We start from the raw sequence: 16,889 nt of genomic DNA, 5'->3' as shown, positions 1-16,889 counted from the left end.
TTTCCACCCGCCGTTCACCGTTGCCGCCACCACCGTATTCGCGGGTAAACCCGCTCCTACGCGCTGATCGGTAGTGTACACACATCGGGGGTTGGACAGAGGCTATTGTAGGAGCGGGTTTACCCGCGAAGAGGCCAGTCAGGCAAACCAAAAAAAGCCCCGCCAGTTCGCACTGGCGGGGCTTTTTCATTCAGCTTTGGCTATCAGCCGTGATGAGGTTTGTGCTCATCGGCGGTTTCCAAGGCTGGTTCCTGGGAAGCTGCAGCAGCTTCCTGTGCCGCTTTGGCAGCAGCCTCGGCCTCGCGCTTGCGGCGACGCACTTCACGTGGGTCGTTCGGTGCGCGGCCGTTGGCCAGCATGACAGTGGCAGGTTCGACCACTGCAGGTGCCGGTGCAGGCTCGGCCACCACTTCTGGCTGGGCTTCGACAACCGGGGCAGGCTGTACGGCAACCGGAGTGACTTCGGCCACGGCCGGGGCCTGTTCGATTTCACCGGCTTCTACCGCTGGGGCTTCTGCTGGGGTTTCAGTGACCACGGTTTCTGCAACCACGACCGGCTCAACAGCAGGTGCATTTTCAGCGACAGGCTGCGGGGCCATTTCGACCACAGGCTCGGCAGTTGCCGCGGCTGCGGCCACTGGCTCGGTGACCGGCTGCTCGACCGCTGGGGCCACGGACGCTTCTTCAGCTTTGGTGACCGCTTCGACCTGCTCGACCGGTTGGGCGGCTTCGCTGTTGTCGGTTTCTGCAACGGCGGCGACTTCAGCGGTGGCGCGCTCGGCCTGCTGGTTGGCCTGGGCTTCTGCGTCGGAGCTGATGTTGCTGCTTGCGACAGCAGCCGTCACGGCAAGGCCGGCAGCCAGTTCGGCACCCAGCTCGGTGGCCTGGTGCTGTTGTGGCTGCTCTTCGCTGCCTTCTTCTTCACTGCCGTCGATCAGCTCGCCATTGGCATTGCGCTGACGCTCACGACGGTTGCTGCGACGACGCTGGCCACGGGAGCGGCGGCGCGGGCGCTCGCCATCGGTGCCTTCCTGCTCGTCTTGCAGCAGCTCTTCGCCTGGCAGTTGCTCTTCGGCCAGTTCGGCTGCCTGTTCGGTTGCTTCTTCGGCAGCGCGTGGTTGGCGCTCTTCGCGTGGTGGGCGCGGGGCGCGTTCTTCGCGTGGAGCACGTTCTTCGCGAGGGGCGCGTTCTTCACGTGGGGCACGTTCTTCGCGAGGGGCGCGTTCTTCACGCGGTGCCCGTTCTTCACGTGGGGCACGCTCATCACGCGGTGCGCGTTCTTCACGTGGAGCACGCTCTTCACGCGGTGCGCGCTCTTCACGCGGTGCGCGCTCTTCACGTGGCGCTCGCTCTTCGCGGGCTACACGTTCTTCACGCGGCTGGCGCTCTTCACGTTCGGTTGGCGGGGTAGCGTCCAGCGGCTCGCGCAGTTCGCGAACGCGCTCTTCGCCGCGGTTGCTACGGCGGTCTTCGCGTGGCTGGCGCGGAGCACGTTCTTCACGCGGTGCACGCTCTTCACGTGGGGCACGTTCCTCACGCGGTGCACGCTCTTCGCGCGGGGCACGCTCTTCACGCGGTGCGCGCTCGGCACGCTCTTCACGCGGTTTGCGTTCTTCGTCGCGGCGGCCGTTGCGGTTGCGGCTTTGCTGGCGGCCGTTGCGGCGTTCTTCGTTGCGCGGGCTGCGCTCGGCAGCCGGTTTTTCGGCGGCGGGAACCACTGGCGCGGCGGCAGGCTCGTCCTTGCCGGCGAACAGGCTCACCAGTGACTTCACCAGGCCTTTGAACAGGCTTGGCTCCGGAGCGCTCGGGGCAGGGGCGACTGGAGCGGCAGCCTGGGGCTCTTCAGCGGCGGCCGGTACCGGTGCGTTGGCGCGGGCCGGGGCCGTCTTCACTGCGGCTTCCTGGCGTACCAGGGTGCGGGTGGCGGTCGGTTGCGGCGCTTCTTCGGCTTCGGCGGCAGCGATTTCGTAGCTGGACTGGTTGTTCAGCACTTCAGGGTTGTCGTCGCGCAGGCGCTGGACTTCGAAGTGCGGGGTTTCCAGGTGGTCGTTCGGCAGGATGATGATGCGCGCACGGGTGCGCAGCTCGATCTTGGTAATCGAATTACGCTTTTCGTTCAGCAGGAAAGCGGCTACCGGGATCGGCACTTGAGCACGTACTTCGGCGGTGCGGTCCTTCAGGGCTTCTTCTTCGATCAAGCGCAGGATGGCCAGCGACAGCGATTCGACGTCACGGATGATGCCGGTGCCGGAGCAGCGTGGGCAGACGATGCCGCTGCTTTCGCCCAGCGATGGGCGCAGGCGCTGACGGGACATTTCCAGCAGGCCGAAGCGCGAGATGCGGCCTACCTGCACGCGGGCGCGGTCGGCTTCCAGGCATTCACGAACGCGCTCTTCAACGGCGCGCTGGTTCTTCGCCGGGGTCATGTCGATGAAGTCGATGACGATCAGGCCGCCGATGTCACGCAGGCGCAGCTGGCGGGCGATTTCCTCGGCCGCTTCCAGGTTGGTCTGCAGGGCGGTTTCTTCGATGTCGCTGCCTTTGGTGGCGCGCGCCGAGTTGATGTCGATCGACACCAGGGCTTCGGTCGGGTCGATCACGATCGAACCGCCGGACGGCAGGTCGACCACGCGCTGGAAGGCCGTCTCGATCTGGCTTTCGATCTGGAAGCGGTTGAACAGCGGTACGCTGTCTTCGTACAGCTTGACCTTGCTGGCGTACTGCGGCATCACCTGGCGGATGAAGGTCAGCGCTTCTTCCTGGGCGTCGATGCTGTCGATCAGCACTTCGCCGATGTCCTGGCGCAGGTAGTCGCGGATGGCGCGGATGATGACGTTGCTTTCCTGGTAGATCAGGAATGGCGCGGCGCGGTCCAGGGACGCTTCCTTGATGGCGGTCCACAGCTGCAGCAGGTAATCCAGGTCCCACTGCATTTCTTCGCTGCTGCGGCCAAGGCCGGCAGTGCGCACGATCAGGCCCATATCGCCCGGTACGGTCAGGCCGTTCAGGGCTTCGCGCAGTTCGTTGCGCTCTTCGCCTTCGATGCGGCGCGAGATGCCACCGGCGCGCGGGTTGTTGGGCATCAGCACCAGGTAGCGGCCGGCCAGGCTGATGAAGGTGGTGAGGGCGGCGCCTTTGTTGCCGCGCTCTTCCTTCTCGACCTGAACGATGACTTCCTGGCCTTCGCTGAGCACTTCCTTGATGTTGACCCGGCCTTCTGGGGCCTTCTTGAAGTACTCGCGGGAGATTTCTTTCAGCGGCAGGAAGCCGTGACGTTCGGAACCGAAGTCGACGAAGGCGGCTTCGAGGCTGGGTTCGATGCGGGTGATCTTGCCTTTGTAGATGTTGGCCTTTTTCTGCTCGCGCGCGCCGGACTCGATGTCCAGGTCGTAGAGACGTTGGCCGTCCACCAGGGCTACACGCAACTCTTCGGGTTGAGTCGCGTTAATCAGCATTCTTTTCATGTTGTACCGTCGGTTTCCGGGCTGCCGGAAACGGCGTTCGGCACACACGACGTCTCATGGTCGGTGCCAAGGTGCGCAAAGGGTGGCCGGGCCACCCCCGTGTCGAGCGACGTTCGGCACCAGCCGGTTGCCCAGCCTGCCGTTGTCGCGACGACGCGTCCTGTTTGCTGCGGTGCCAACAAGGCCCCGGTGGCTTCGAATAGGTATCCGAATCAACCAAGCGGGCCTTGTGCACTCAGTCAGGAGGAGGAATCAACCGTCAGCCGTGGACGCCCGGAGGGCATCTGTTCAGGACCTTATCCGCTCACCAGCCGTCAGTGGGCTGGTGGCCGGACGCGGTGCTACACGGTCCGAGGGCTGTGCATCTCCACCCTGCACGTATCCCTGATAATTCGGGTGCTGCCGCGCGCTGAATCCGCAACGGGTTGCATTTTTCGCCAGCGCTGGTCTGCGCTGGCGCCATTCATGTCCAAGGCAGGTATTTCCGAAGCATTCGCCGGGCGATGCGTGGAAGCGACTCGCGGGCAGAGGTGCAGCGAAAAGAATCGGGTAAGCAGGTGAAACACCGCACTTGTCGTTTTTTTTCGGTCTTCTCTACACGGCGCTGGTGGCGATTCCAGGCATTTCGGTAAACTGGCGAAAACCCCGTAGGACGGCCTCGCGTCCTGGAGAATTGCGAAGGTCAGGGACCGGCAAAGAGCCTGGTGCCGCTGGCCTGCCGCTTTTGGCGGCGTTCGCGACTATAGCAGCAATGATTAAGTGCTTCAATTCCATAAAAAATTGTTATGATCCCGCAATGACGACCAATACCCCTCCGACTTCCGGCGTTCAGCTGATCGAAGTCGCGCCGGAGCTTGCCGGCCAACGCATCGATAATTTCCTCATCACGGCCCTCAAGGGCGTGCCCAAGACGCTGGTCTACCGCATCCTGCGCAAGGGTGAGGTGAGGGTCAACAAGGGCCGCGTCAAGCCGGAGTACAAGATCCAGGCCGGCGACATCGTGCGGGTTCCGCCCGTCCGCTTGCCGGAGCGAGACGAGCCGGCGCCGGTGGCCCAAGGCCTGCTGCAGCGCCTGGAAGCCGCCATTGTCTACGAAGACAAGGCGCTTATCGTGATGAACAAACCGGCCGGCATTGCCGTGCACGGCGGCAGTGGCCTGAGCTTCGGGGTGATCGAGGCGCTGCGCCAGTTGCGCCCGGACGCCAAGGAGCTGGAGCTGGTGCATCGCCTGGATCGCGACACGTCTGGCCTGTTGATGATCGCCAAGAAGCGCAGCATGCTGCGCCACCTGCATGCCGCCCTGCGCGGCGATGGTGTCGACAAGCGCTACATGGCGCTGGTGCGCGGCCACTGGCCCACCTCGAAAAAGCAGGTCAACGCGCCGTTGCTCAAGAGCAACCTGCGCTCCGGTGAGCGCATGGTCGAAGTGAACGATGAAGGCAAGGAGGCGCTGACCCTGTTTCGCGTGCTGCGCCGCTTTGGCGACTTTGCCACCATTGTCGAGGCGCGCCCGATCACCGGTCGTACCCATCAGATTCGCGTGCACACCTTGCATGCCGGGCACATGATCGCTGGCGACAGCAAATACGGCGACGAAGACTTCAGTCGCGAAATTCGCGAGTTGGGTGGCAAGCGCCTGTTCCTGCATGCCTACGCGTTGACTGTACCGCTGCCGGACGGCGGTGAATTGAAGCTCGAGGCGCCTGTGGATGAGGTCTGGGCGAAAACCGTTGAACGTCTGAGTGCGTCCTGACCCATGAAAAAAGGCTATGAGCTACTGATCTTCGACTGGGACGGCACCCTGGCCGATTCCATTGGGCGTATCGTCGAGGCCATGAATGTCGCCGCAGAACGTGCCGGCGAGGCGCAGAGCAGCGACAATGCGGTCAAGGGCATCATCGGCCTGGCCTTGGACGAGGCGATCCACACCCTGTACCCGCACCTGGCGCCTGCAGAGGTTGCCAGCTTCCGCCAGCACTATGCCGATGTCTATGTTGCGCTGGATCAGCAGCCTTCGCCGTTGTTCGATGGTGTGGTCGAGTCGCTGGATGCCTTTCGCGCCGAGGGTTACCGCCTGGCGGTGGCCACCGGCAAGGCCCGTCGTGGGCTGGATCGGGTGCTCAAGGCCAATGGCTGGGAGCGGTTCTTCGACATCACCCGCGCCGCTGACGAGACCCGTGGCAAGCCACACCCGCTGATGCTTGAGGAAATCCTCGGGCATTGTGGCGTCGAACCGTCGCGTGCGCTGATGGTCGGAGATTCGGCATTCGACCTGCAGATGGCCAGCAATGCCGGCATGCATTCGGTTGCGGTTGGCTATGGTGCCATGTCGCTGCAGGCGCTGGCCGAGTTTGGCCCGCAGGTATGCATCGATCACTTTTCCCAGTTGCGCGAGTGGCTGGGTGGTTCCGCAATTCCATTTCCAAGGTAGGTAAGCATGGCAGACGAATGGAAAGCCCCTGAGGCCGAGCCCGGGGAGCGCGAAGAGCGCAACAGCTGGAGGCTGCTGGAAAAGACCTTGCTGGCCAGCGTGCAGGAGCAGCGACGGTCGCGGCGCTGGGGGATCTTCTTCAAGCTGCTGACCTTCGTCTACCTGTTTGGCATTCTGGCGTTGTTCTCGCCGCTGATGGACATGGACAAGGCCGCTTCGCGCAGTGCCAGCCATACCGCGCTGGTCGAAGTGCGCGGGGTGATTGCCGATCAGGAGGCTGCCAGCGCCGATAACATCGTCAAGAGCCTGCGCGAAGCGTTCAAGGACGACAAGACCAAGGCGGTGGTGATGCGCATCAATAGCCCGGGTGGCAGCCCGGTGCAGGCGGGTTACGTGTATGACGAAATCCGTCGCCTGCGTGCCGAATATCCCGCCATCAAGCTGTATGCGGTGATCGCTGACCTTGGTGCTTCCGGTGCCTATTACATCGCCAGTGCGGCGGACGAGATCTATGCCGACAAGGCCAGCCTGGTGGGTTCCATTGGGGTGACGGCGGCGGGTTATGGCTTTGTTGGCACCATGGAGAAGCTAGGGGTCGAGCGGCGTGCCTATACATCGGGTGAGCACAAGGCGTTCCTTGATCCGTTTTCGCCGGAAAAACCAGAAGAAACCCGGTTCTGGCAGGGCGTGCTGGATACCACGCACCAGCAGTTCATCGCAATGGTCAAGCAGGGGCGGGGCGAGCGCCTGAAGGATAAACAGCACCCGGAGTTGTTCAGCGGCCTGATCTGGTCGGGTGAGCAGGCCAAGGCGCTGGGGCTGGTGGATGGCTTGGGCAGTGCCAGCTATGTGGCGCGTGAGATCGTGGGCGAGAAGGAGTTGGTTGACTTCACCGTTCAGGAGTCGCCTTTTGATCGCTTCTCAAAGCGCGTGGGTGCCAGTGTGGCAGAGCACCTGGCGATGTGGATGGGGTTCCAGGGGCCGCAGTTGCGTTGAGTTCGTCGCAGTTCTTGTGGTGCCTGGCAGGTCGAGCGCCGCCCGCGCGGCGCATTGCGCGCAGGCTCGCTCATCAATCGGGGTGCCCAGCGGTGCGTTGTAGGAGCGGGTTTACCCGCGAATAGGCCGGACCCGCGGTCCAATATCCCCGATCGTTCACCCTCCCGGGCGGCGCTCGAACTGTCGGGCGCCAAAATCTCCAGCCAGGTTACGGAACCATCACCCCTTCCTTGGTCAGCATATCCACCAGCCGAATCAGCGGCAGCCCGATCAGGCTGGTTGCATCGCACCCATGGGTGCTCTGGAACAGGCTCACCCCCAACCCCTCCGCCTTGAAGCTCCCTGCGCAATCCAGCGGCTGTTCCGTCGCGACGTAGCGCTCCACGCGCTCGCGGCTCAATTCGCGCATCGTGACAGTAAACGGCACGCAATCCACCTGGCATTGCCCGGTGGCGCTGTTCAGCAGTGCCAGCCCAGTCAGAAAGCTCACCTGCTGCCCGCTACACTCCAGCAGTTGCTCGCAAGCCCGCTCGAAGGTGTGCGGCTTACCCAGCACCTGTTCGCCCAGCACAGCTACCTGGTCCGACCCGATAATCAGGTGCCCGGGATGGCTGCCCGCCAAGGCCTCGGCTTTTTGCCTGGCAAGGCGGCGTACCAGTTCAACGGCTGGCTCGTCTTCCAGGCGCTGCTCGTCTATATCGGGGCTTGCCCAGGTGAAGGGCAGGTGCAGGCGAGCGAGCAGTTCGCGGCGATAGGCAGAGCTGGAAGCCAGTAACAAAGGAAGCATGGTAGACTCCGGGTTCGGTTGAACCAATTCTATCACGCACGATGCCGCCTAATTTCCTTTGACAGGGGCGGGGGGCATCCCTAGAATGCTGCGCCTATGTTGAATGACCCGATTCCACCTCACGTTGACCCGCGCAAATTAGCCGATCGTGGCGTAACCCTTAACGGTTCGCTGCAACTCGCTGATTTGGAAAGACTCTGCGACCCGCTTTCCGACAATGTCGGTACGGTGCAGGCGAAGTTCGATTTTGAACGAGATGAACAGCACGTGGTGGTAATCCACAGCGAGCTGGACGTCGAAGTCAAGATGGTTTGCCAGCGTTGTCTTGAGCTGGTCACCCTACCGATCCACAGCGAATGTACATACGCCGTGGTGAAGGAGGGTGCGAATACCCAGTCGTTGCCGAAAGGCTATGACGTGCTGGAACTGGGCGAAGATCCTTTGGATCTGCAGGCATTGGTCGAGGAGGAGCTTTTGCTCGCCTTGCCAATCGTGCCTGCTCATCATCCGGAAGAATGCCAGCAGCCGGCGGGCGCAGACGAGCCCGAATCGAGCAAGGACGAGGTATCGCGGTCCAACCCGTTCAGTGTTTTGGCGCAGTTAAAGCGTGACCCAAACGTTTAGGAGTTAATCAATTATGGCTGTTCAGCAGAACAAAAAATCCCGCTCTGCCCGTGACATGCGCCGTTCGCACGACGCTCTGTCGGAAAACGCGCTGTCGGTAGAGAAAACCACCGGTGAAGTTCACCTGCGCCACCACGTTTCGCCAGAAGGCGTATACCGTGGTCGTAAAGTGGTCGACAAGGGCGCTGACGAGTAATCCTTGTCCGCTCAGGTCATCGCGATCGACGCAATGGGCGGGGACTTCGGTCCCCGCAGCATTGTCCAGGCTAGCATTGCCTGCCTTTCGGCTACCCCCTCGCTCCATCTGACCCTCGTCGGTCAACCCTCCCTCCTTGAAGATCTCGTCAGTGGCCTGCCAGCTGCGGATCGCGCGCGCCTGCAGATTGTCGCCGCCAGTGAGGTAGTCGGCATGGACGAGCGGCCATCCCAGGCGTTGCGCGGCAAGCCGGATTCGTCGATGCGCATCGCCCTCGAACTGGTGCGCGACGGAAAAGCCCAGGCCTGTGTCAGTGCCGGCAATACCGGGGCGCTGATGGCGTTGTCGCGCTTCGTGCTCAAGACCCTGCCGGGTATCGACCGGCCGGCCATGGTGGCGGCGATCCCGACCCAGACGGGTTACTGCCAACTGCTCGATCTGGGCGCGAATGTGGACTGCAGTGCCGAAAACCTCTACCAGTTCGCGGTAATGGGCTCGGTGGCCGCTCAGGCCCTGGGTGTGCATCGGCCACGCGTGGCGCTGTTGAATATCGGTACCGAGGACATCAAGGGTAACCAGCAGGTCAAGCTGGCTGCCACGTTGTTGCAGAACGCCCGCGGCCTCAACTATGTCGGTTTCGTCGAAGGGGATGGCCTGTACCGGGGCGAGGCAGACGTGGTGGTGTGCGACGGTTTTGTCGGCAACATACTGCTCAAGTCCAGCGAGGGCCTGGCGACGATGATCGGTGCGCGCATCGAAAAACTGTTCAAGGGCGGTGCTTTTGCCCGCATTGCCGGGGCCGTTGCCATGCCGCTGCTCAAGCGTCTGCAGGCCGACCTGGCGCCGGCGCGGCATAATGGGGCGAGCTTCCTGGGGCTGCAGGGCATCGTCATCAAGAGTCATGGCTCGGCGGGCGTGCAGGGGTTTCAGAGTGCCATCCAGCGGGCGCTGATCGAAATTCAGGAAAACCTGCCGCAGCGGCTGCATGGCCGCCTTGAAGACCTGTTGCCTTAGGCATTTCGCCGATGAAGTGCTTAAATGTGACCGCTTGGTCTGTGTTTCCATCCAAGTTTTCAGATTCCGCGCCTGGCCTCGGGCTTGGCGCACACTATCCGACGACAAGATCATAAGGGCTTGTTCAATGTCTGCATCCCTCGCATTCGTCTTTCCCGGTCAAGGTTCCCAGTCGCTGGGCATGCTCGCCGAGCTCGGCGCCGAGAAGCCAGTGATCATCGAAACCTTCAAGGAAGCGTCCGAAGCGCTCGGCTACGACCTGTGGAAGTTGGTCCAGGACGGCCCGGAAGAGCAACTTAATCAGACCGACAAGACCCAGCCGGCAATCCTTACTGCGTCCATCGCACTGTGGCGCCTGTGGCTGGAAGAGGGCGGCGCCAAGCCTGCCTTCGTTTCCGGGCACAGCCTGGGCGAATACAGCGCCCTGGTCGCCGCTGGCAGCATCAGCCTGAAAGAGGCTGTTCGCCTGGTCGAGCGCCGCGGTCAGCTGATGCAGGAAGCCGTACCGGCCGGTCATGGCGCCATGGCTGCCATTCTCGGCCTGGACGATGCTGTGGTCGTGGAACTCTGCGCCGAAGCCGCTGAGGATGAAGTGGTCAGCGCCGTGAATTTCAACTCGCCTGGCCAAGTGGTGATCGCCGGTAACAAGGCAGCGGTAGATCGCGCCATGGAGCTGTGCAAGGCCAAAGGTGCCAAGCGCGCCCTGCCGCTGGCGGTCAGCGTTCCGTCGCATTGCGCCCTGATGAAGCCCGCCGCTGAGCGCTTTGCCGATTCGGTCAATGCCATCGAATGGAAGGCCCCGCAGATTCCGGTGGTGCAGAACGTCACTGCCGCCGTCGCCGCCGACCTCGATGCCCTCAAGCACGACCTGCTGGCACAGCTGTACCAGCCGGTACGCTGGGTCGAGTGCGTGCAGACCCTGGCCGCCAACGGTGCGGTCAACCTGGTCGAGTGTGGCCCGGGCAAGGTCCTGGCTGGCCTTAACAAGCGTTGCGCCGACGGCGTGACCACCTACAACCTCAACACCCCTGACGCCGTTGCTGCCACCCGCGCGGCACTGGCCTGATTTGGAGAAGCTTGCATGAGCCTGCAAGGTAAAGTTGCACTGGTTACCGGCGCCAGCCGTGGCATTGGCCAGGCCATCGCCCTCGAGCTGGGGCGCCAGGGCGCGACCGTGATTGGTACCGCCACTTCGGCGTCCGGCGCCGAGCGCATCGCTGCCACCCTGAAAGAACACGGCATCACCGGCACCGGCATGGAGCTAAACGTGACCAGCGCCGAATCGGTTGAAGCAGTACTGGCCGCCATTGGCCAGCAGTTCGGCGCGCCGGCCATCCTGGTCAACAACGCTGGTATCACCCGCGACAACCTCATGCTGCGCATGAAAGACGACGAGTGGTTCGATGTCATCGACACCAACCTGAACAGCCTCTACCGTCTGTCCAAGGGCGTGCTGCGTGGCATGACCAAGGCACGTTGGGGTCGTATCATCAGCATCGGCTCGGTCGTCGGTGCCATGGGTAACGCGGGTCAGGCCAACTATGCGGCTGCCAAGGCCGGTCTGGAAGGCTTCAGTCGCGCCCTGGCGCGTGAGGTGGGGTCGCGTGGCATCACCGTCAACTCGGTGACCCCGGGCTTCATCGATACCGACATGACCCGCGAGCTGCCGGAAGCTCAGCGCGAAGCCCTGCAGACCCAGATTCCGCTGGGCCGCCTGGGCCAGGCTGACGAAATTGCCAAGGTGGTTTCGTTCCTGGCGTCCGACGGCGCCGCCTACGTGACCGGCGCTACCGTGCCGGTCAACGGCGGGATGTACATGTAATACTGCAACTCAATGTGACGGGTTTCGTAAAAAAAGAGTCATACTGCGAGCCTAAAATCCGTTATAAAGCTGCAACCAGATTCCAGGCAGCGGGTGTGGTGACTAGCCTGAAGGTGCGTTTAGCTTGAAAAGCGAACGTCTTTCTATAAAATTAGCCACCGGCCAGCTGCCTGACATATATCCATTAGGAGTGAAAACTAGGTATGAGCACCATCGAAGAACGCGTCAAGAAAATCGTCGCCGAGCAACTGGGCGTCAAGGAAGAAGAAGTGACTGAGACTAAGTCCTTCGTCGATGACCTGGGTGCCGATTCGCTTGACACCGTTGAACTGGTGATGGCTCTGGAAGAGGAATTCGAGACCGAAATCCCTGACGAAGAAGCCGAGAAGATCACTACCGTTCAAGCTGCCATCGACTACGTCAAAGCCCACCAGGCCTAAGACGCTACAGTCGACGTTTCTTGTCGGGGAAAAACGCACTGCCTTCGCCGGCGTGCGGTTTTTTCTTTGCGAGCGCCTCGCATTTTTCAGGCGGCTTCGTTCACCGCGCACCAAGAGCCTGTTGCCATTTCATTCCAGCACTTGAATGCAATGGCAAGAGACTCTGTTATTAGAAAAGGAGAGTACTGTGTCGCGTAGACGCGTCGTGGTCACCGGTATGGGTATGCTGTCGCCACTGGGTACCGATGTACCGAGCACCTGGCAGGGCATTCTGGCTGGCCGCAGTGGCATCGGTCCGATCGAACACACGGACCTGTCTGCCTACTCCACCCGTTTTGGCGGCTCGGTGAAAGGCTTCGAGGTTGAGCAGTACCTGTCGGCCAAAGAGGCCCGCAAGCTCGACCTGTTCATCCAGTACGGCCTGGCGGCTGGTTTCCAGGCCGTGCGTAATGCCGGCCTGGAGGTCACCGATGCCAACCGCGAGCGTATTGGCGTGGCCATGGGCTCGGGTATCGGTGGTCTGACCAACATCGAAGAAACCAGCCGCACCCTGCACGATTCAGGGCCGCGCCGCATTTCGCCGTTCTTCGTGCCGGGTTCGATCATCAACATGATCTCCGGTTTCCTGTCGATCCACCTGGGTCTGCAAGGGCCGAACTATGCCATCGCCACTGCGTGCACCACCGGCACTCATTGCATCGGCATGGCCGCGCGTAATATCGCCTACGGTGAAGCTGACGTGATGATCGCCGGTGGCGCCGAAATGGCTGCTTGTGGTCTGGGCATGGGCGGTTTTGGCGCTTCGCGCGCACTGTCTACCCGCAACGATGAACCAAGCCGGGCCAGCCGCCCGTGGGACAAGGGCCGTGACGGCTTTGTGTTGTCCGACGGTGCTGGAGCCCTGGTGCTCGAGGAGCTGGAGCACGCCAAGGCCCGCGGGGCGACTATCTATGCCGAGCTGGTTGGCTTTGGCATGAGCGGCGACGCCTACCACATGACTTCGCCGCCCGACTCTGGCGAAGGCGCTGCCCGCTGCATGGCCAACGCCTTGCGCGATGCCGGTATCCAGCCGGAAGAAGTCAGCTACATCAACGCCCACGGCACTTCTACCCCAGCGGGCGATGTGGCCGAAGTGGCGGCGATCAAGCGCGTGTTCGGCGAACATGCCTACAAGCTGGCGGTCAGCTCGACCAAGTCGATGACGGGCCACCTGCTGGGCGCCGCAGGCGCGGTGGAAGCGATCTTCAGCGTGCTGGCAATCAATAGCCAGATGGCCCCGCCGACCATCAACTTGGACGAGCCGGACGAAGGGTGTGACCTCGACTTCGTTCCCCACCAGGCGCGCAGCATGCCGATCGACGTGGTGCTGTCCAACTCGTTCGGCTTTGGCGGCACCAACGGCTCGCTGGTATTCCGCCGGTTTGCCGACTGATGCACAGCTGGATCGACGGCCAGCCGGCGACTGCACTCAACCTGCAGAACCGCGGCCTGGCCTACGGCGATGGCTTGTTCGAAACCATCGCCGTGCGAGGTGCCCGGCCCAGCTTGCTGGACGGCCACCTTGCACGCCTGGCACTGGGTTGCCAGCGCTTGGCGATCAACACCGATCTGGCGCTGGTGCGCGACGAGCTGCTGCGTTACGCCAGTCAGCTGGGTGAGGGTGTCGTCAAACTCATCCTTACCCGTGGCGATAGCCAGCGTGGCTATGCGCCAGCTGTCGATGCAGCGCCGCGGCGTATCCTGCAAGGCAGCCCATTACCCCGTTATCCTGTCGAGCATGCCGAGCATGGCGTGCGTTTGTTCCCTTGCCAGACCCGGCTTGGGGAACAACCACTGTTGGCCGGCCTCAAACACCTTAACCGCCTGGAGCAGGTGCTGGCCCGTGCCGAATGGCAGGACAGCGACCATGCCGAAGGCCTGATGCGTGACGCGCAGGGCAGGGTGATCGAAGGGGTTTATAGCAATCTGTTTCTGGTGCGTGATGGCGTGCTGCTTACCGCCGATCTTAGCCGTTGTGGCGTGGCGGGCGTGATGCGTGCCGCACTGCTGGAGCAGGCCCCGCTGCTGGGTATTGCGGTGCACGTCTGCGACCTGTCGTTCGAGGCGCTTGAGCAAGCGGATGAAGTATTTGTTTGCAATAGCGTTTACGGCATTTGGCCCGTGTGTGGCGTAGCCACGCTAAACTGGTCGCCGGGCCCGCTCACTCGTAAACTGCAGGCCGTTGCCCGTACGTTACTGGAAACCTGAATTCGTGAGACGTAAATTCCTGCTGTTGCTGGAAATGGGCTTGATCCTTGCCGGCCTGGCGTTTGGCTGGTCGGCCTGGAAGGTCAACTCGGTCCTGGAGCAGCCTCTGCACGTCACGCAGGAACGCCTGCTGGATGTGCCCAATGGCACTAACCCCAACCGCATGTTCTACAGCATGCAAAGGGAAGGTTTGCTTGACGATGCTGTCTGGTTGCGTTTGTACTGGCGCTTCAACATGGCCGGCACCCCCCTGCACACCGGCGAGTACCGTCTTACCCCTGGCATGACCGTCGAGCAGTTGTTCGACGCCTGGCGCCGTGCCGACGTGGTGCAGTACAACCTCACCCTGGTCGAAGGCTGGACCTTCCGCCAGGTGCGTGCGGCCGTGGCCAAGCATGAAAAGATCAAGCATACCCTGGACGGCTTGTCGGATGCCGAGGTCATGGACAAGCTTGGCCATACCGGTGTATTCCCCGAAGGCCGCTTCTTCCCCGACACCTACCGTTTCGTGCGGGGTATGAGCGATGTCGAGTTGCTGCAGCAGGCCTACATGCGTCTGGACGAAGTGCTGGCCAAGGAGTGGGCCGAGCGTTCCACCGACCTGCCGTATCGTGATCCGTACCAAGCGCTGATCATGGCCTCTCTGGTCGAAAAGGAAACCGGCATTCCGCAGGAGCGCGGGCAGATCGCCGGTGTGTTCGTGCGGCGCATGCGCCTGGGTATGATGCTGCAGACCGACCCGACGGTTATCTATGGCATGGGTGAACGCTACAACGGCAAGATCACCCGCGCCGACCTGCGCGAGCCAACGCCCTACAACACTTACACCATGACTGGGCTGCCACCGACCCCGATCGCCATGGTCGGCCGCGAGGCGATTCACGCGGCGCTGAACCCGTCCAATGGCACCAGCCTTTACTTCGTCGCCCGCGGCGATGGCAGCCATGTGTTTTCCGACGACCTCGACGACCACAATTCGGCAGTGCGCGAGTTTCAGCTCAAGCGCCGGTCGGACTACCGCTCCAGCCCTGCGCCGCAGCAAGAGACCAAGCCAGGTGCTGATGATGCCGAACAGGCATCGGGCGCCGACGATGCGCAGCGCCCTGAGCCCCCAGCAGCGGACCCGTCAGCAGCGGACGAGCCAACTGCGCAGCCAGCCCCCGATGAAGCGCCCGCGCAGGATGCCCCTGCCGGCGGTGCGCAAGCGGCCGAGCGGCCGACGCCTGACGAACAACATTAAGGACTGCCTGTGAGCGGCTTGTTTATTACTTTGGAAGGCCCCGAAGGCGCGGGCAAGAGCACCAATCGCGACTACCTGGCCGCGCGCCTGCGCGAGCACGGCCTGGACGTGGTGCTGACCCGTGAGCCAGGCGGTACGCCGCTGGCGGAAAAGGTGCGTGAACTGTTGCTGACGCCCAGCGACGAAGGCATGGCGGCCGACACCGAGCTGCTGCTGGTGTTCGCCGCTCGCGCCCAGCACCTGGCACAGGTGATCCGGCCGGCGCTGGCCCGCGGGGCTGTGGTGCTGTGTGACCGTTTCACGGACGCCACCTATGCCTATCAGGGCGGCGGTCGTGGTTTGTCGGTCGAGCGTATCGCGGTTCTGGAGCAATTCGTCCAGGGCGACCTGCGCCCAGACCTGACCCTGGTCTTTGACCTGCCGGTAGAAGTGGGCCTTGCCCGCGCCGCCGCCCGTGGCCGCCTGGACCGATTCGAGCAGGAAGGGCAGGCCTTCTTCGAAGCGGTGCGCCAGGCATACCTGCAGCGCGCGCAAAGCGCGCCACAGCGCTACAGCCTGCTTGATGCGGCACAATCCCTGGAGGCGGTGCAGCGTGACATCGACGCACTGCTGCCAGGCATTCTGGAGCGTTGCCGTGGCTGAGGCCTACCCTTGGCAGCAGGCGCTGTGGCAGCAACTGGCCGGTCGCAGCCGGCACGCCCACGCTTATCTGCTGCATGGGCCGCAGGGTATTGGCAAGCGGGCCATGGCCGAGCGCCTGATGGCGCGCCTGTTGTGCCAGCAGCCGCAGGGCCTTGACGCTTGTGGGGCGTGTAAGTCGTGCCTGTTGCTCAAGGCCGGCAGCCACCCGGACAACTTCGTCCTCGAGCCGGAGGAGGCTGACAAGCCGATCAAGGTCGACCAGGTACGTGAGCTGGTGGCCTTTGTGGTGCAGACCGCGCAGCTGGGCGGGCGCAAGGTGGTGTTGATCGAGCCGGTGGAGGCGATGAATGTCAACGCCTCCAACGCCCTGCTCAAAAGCCTTGAAGAACCTTCCGGTGACACCGTGTTGTTGCTGGTGACGCACCAGCCCAGCCGACTGTTGCCGACGATCAAGAGCCGCTGCCAGCAGGTAGCCTGTCCGCAGCCCAGCCTGGCCCAGAGCCAGGCATGGCTGGCTGGCGCTTTACCCGACTGCGACGAGGTCGAGCGCGATGAGCTGCTGACGCTGGCAGCAGGTTCGCCATTGATGGCGGTCAGCCTGCAGGCGCAGGGTGTTCGCGAGCAACGCGCGCTGGTAACCGACGGGGTGAAGAAGCTGCTCAAGCAGCAGCAATCGCCCAGCCAGCTGGCCGATGCCTGGAGCGGTGTGCCGTTGTTGCTGCTGTTCGACTGGTTCTGCGATTGGACGCACCTGATCCTGCGCTACCAGTTGACCCAGGACGAAGAAGGGTTAGGCTTGGCCGATATGCGCAAGGTCGTGCAATACCTGGCGCAGAAGAGCCGCCAGGCCAAGGTGCTGGAGGTGCAGGCATGGATCCTCGAACAGCGCCAGAAGGTACTGGGCAAGGCCAACCTCAACCGCGCCTTGTTGCTTGAATCGCTGCTGGCTCACTGGCTGCAACTGCCGGGTGCCCGCTGATTTTCCA

General features: G+C 62.8%; 16 protein-coding genes. 14 read left to right on the top strand and 2 right to left on the bottom strand.

The window, feature by feature from the left end; translation table 11 throughout:
- Positions 1-203: 203 nt before the first annotated feature.
- Positions 204-3,464, bottom strand: coding sequence for a ribonuclease E (rne, locus tag QYE47_RS24980; protein ID WP_301159440.1), 3,261 nt, complete (start codon positions 3,462-3,464; stop codon positions 204-206).
- 796 nt (positions 3,465-4,260) lie between these two features.
- Here rne and rluC point away from each other — a divergent pair.
- Genes rluC through QYE47_RS24965 form a run of 3 tightly spaced genes read left to right on the top strand, consistent with a single transcriptional unit; the run spans position 4,261 to position 6,891 of the window.
- Positions 4,261-5,217 carry a 23S rRNA pseudouridine(955/2504/2580) synthase RluC gene (gene rluC, locus QYE47_RS24975; RefSeq protein WP_003247149.1) on the top strand — a complete coding sequence of 319 codons (957 nt, stop codon included), beginning with the start codon at positions 4,261-4,263 and terminating at the stop codon, positions 5,215-5,217.
- A gap of 3 nt (positions 5,218-5,220) precedes the next feature.
- Positions 5,221-5,895, top strand: coding sequence for an HAD family hydrolase (locus QYE47_RS24970; RefSeq protein WP_019437409.1), 675 nt, complete (start codon positions 5,221-5,223; stop codon positions 5,893-5,895).
- Positions 5,896-5,901: 6 nt separating this feature from the next.
- Complete coding sequence (locus QYE47_RS24965) at positions 5,902-6,891, top strand: S49 family peptidase (protein ID WP_014591929.1); 990 nt, start codon at positions 5,902-5,904, stop codon at positions 6,889-6,891.
- Between the two features lie 208 nt (positions 6,892-7,099).
- Here QYE47_RS24965 and QYE47_RS24960 read toward each other — a convergent pair whose 3' ends face one another.
- Positions 7,100-7,678 (bottom strand): nucleoside triphosphate pyrophosphatase, encoded by a 579-nt coding sequence (locus QYE47_RS24960; protein ID WP_014591928.1) that lies wholly within the window; start codon positions 7,676-7,678, stop codon positions 7,100-7,102.
- Positions 7,679-7,774: 96 nt separating this feature from the next.
- Between QYE47_RS24960 and QYE47_RS24955 the strand changes: the two genes are divergently transcribed.
- The 11 genes from QYE47_RS24955 to QYE47_RS24905 all read left to right on the top strand — a co-directional run bounded on the left by QYE47_RS24955 (position 7,775) and on the right by QYE47_RS24905 (position 16,882).
- Positions 7,775-8,302 carry a YceD family protein gene (locus QYE47_RS24955; protein ID WP_010952934.1) on the top strand — a complete coding sequence of 176 codons (528 nt, stop codon included), beginning with the start codon at positions 7,775-7,777 and terminating at the stop codon, positions 8,300-8,302.
- A gap of 13 nt (positions 8,303-8,315) precedes the next feature.
- Positions 8,316-8,498 carry a 50S ribosomal protein L32 gene (gene rpmF / locus QYE47_RS24950; protein WP_003247154.1) on the top strand — a complete coding sequence of 61 codons (183 nt, stop codon included), beginning with the start codon at positions 8,316-8,318 and terminating at the stop codon, positions 8,496-8,498.
- A gap of 3 nt (positions 8,499-8,501) precedes the next feature.
- Entirely contained in the window at positions 8,502-9,512 is a 1,011-nt protein-coding gene (gene plsX / locus QYE47_RS24945; RefSeq protein ID WP_019437406.1) for a phosphate acyltransferase PlsX, read from the top strand.
- A 127-nt stretch (positions 9,513-9,639) separates the two neighbouring features.
- The gene (gene fabD, locus QYE47_RS24940) at positions 9,640-10,578 is read left to right on the top strand and encodes an ACP S-malonyltransferase (RefSeq protein WP_014591926.1); all 939 of its coding nucleotides are present in this window, start codon (positions 9,640-9,642) and stop codon (positions 10,576-10,578) included.
- Between the two features lie 15 nt (positions 10,579-10,593).
- The gene (gene fabG, locus QYE47_RS24935) at positions 10,594-11,334 is read left to right on the top strand and encodes a 3-oxoacyl-ACP reductase FabG (protein ID WP_014591925.1); all 741 of its coding nucleotides are present in this window, start codon (positions 10,594-10,596) and stop codon (positions 11,332-11,334) included.
- 203 nt (positions 11,335-11,537) lie between these two features.
- Positions 11,538-11,774, top strand: coding sequence for an acyl carrier protein (acpP, locus tag QYE47_RS24930; RefSeq protein ID WP_003247161.1), 237 nt, complete (start codon positions 11,538-11,540; stop codon positions 11,772-11,774).
- A gap of 187 nt (positions 11,775-11,961) precedes the next feature.
- On the top strand, positions 11,962-13,206 hold the full coding sequence (gene fabF / locus QYE47_RS24925) for a beta-ketoacyl-ACP synthase II (protein ID WP_014591924.1): 1,245 nt from the start codon (positions 11,962-11,964) through the stop codon (positions 13,204-13,206).
- Entirely contained in the window at positions 13,206-14,021 is an 816-nt protein-coding gene (gene pabC, locus QYE47_RS24920) for an aminodeoxychorismate lyase (RefSeq protein ID WP_014591923.1), read from the top strand. Before fabF ends, pabC begins: the two co-directional genes overlap by 1 nt.
- 4 nt (positions 14,022-14,025) lie before the next feature.
- The gene (gene mltG / locus QYE47_RS24915; protein ID WP_014591922.1) at positions 14,026-15,261 is read left to right on the top strand and encodes an endolytic transglycosylase MltG; all 1,236 of its coding nucleotides are present in this window, start codon (positions 14,026-14,028) and stop codon (positions 15,259-15,261) included.
- A 9-nt stretch (positions 15,262-15,270) separates the two neighbouring features.
- Positions 15,271-15,903 carry a dTMP kinase gene (gene tmk / locus QYE47_RS24910; RefSeq protein ID WP_014591921.1) on the top strand — a complete coding sequence of 211 codons (633 nt, stop codon included), beginning with the start codon at positions 15,271-15,273 and terminating at the stop codon, positions 15,901-15,903.
- On the top strand, positions 15,896-16,882 hold the full coding sequence (locus QYE47_RS24905; protein ID WP_010952985.1) for a DNA polymerase III subunit delta': 987 nt from the start codon (positions 15,896-15,898) through the stop codon (positions 16,880-16,882). The genes tmk and QYE47_RS24905 overlap by 8 nt, the downstream gene beginning before the upstream one ends.
- The last annotated feature ends 7 nt before the right edge of the window (positions 16,883-16,889 follow it).

The sequence above is a fragment of the Pseudomonas sp. 2,4-D genome (assembly GCF_030418155.1).
GTDB lineage: Bacteria > Pseudomonadota > Gammaproteobacteria > Pseudomonadales > Pseudomonadaceae > Aquipseudomonas > Aquipseudomonas alloputida.
The sequence above is the reverse complement of the archived record's forward strand: the minus strand, read 5'-3'. Positions and strand labels throughout refer to the sequence as shown.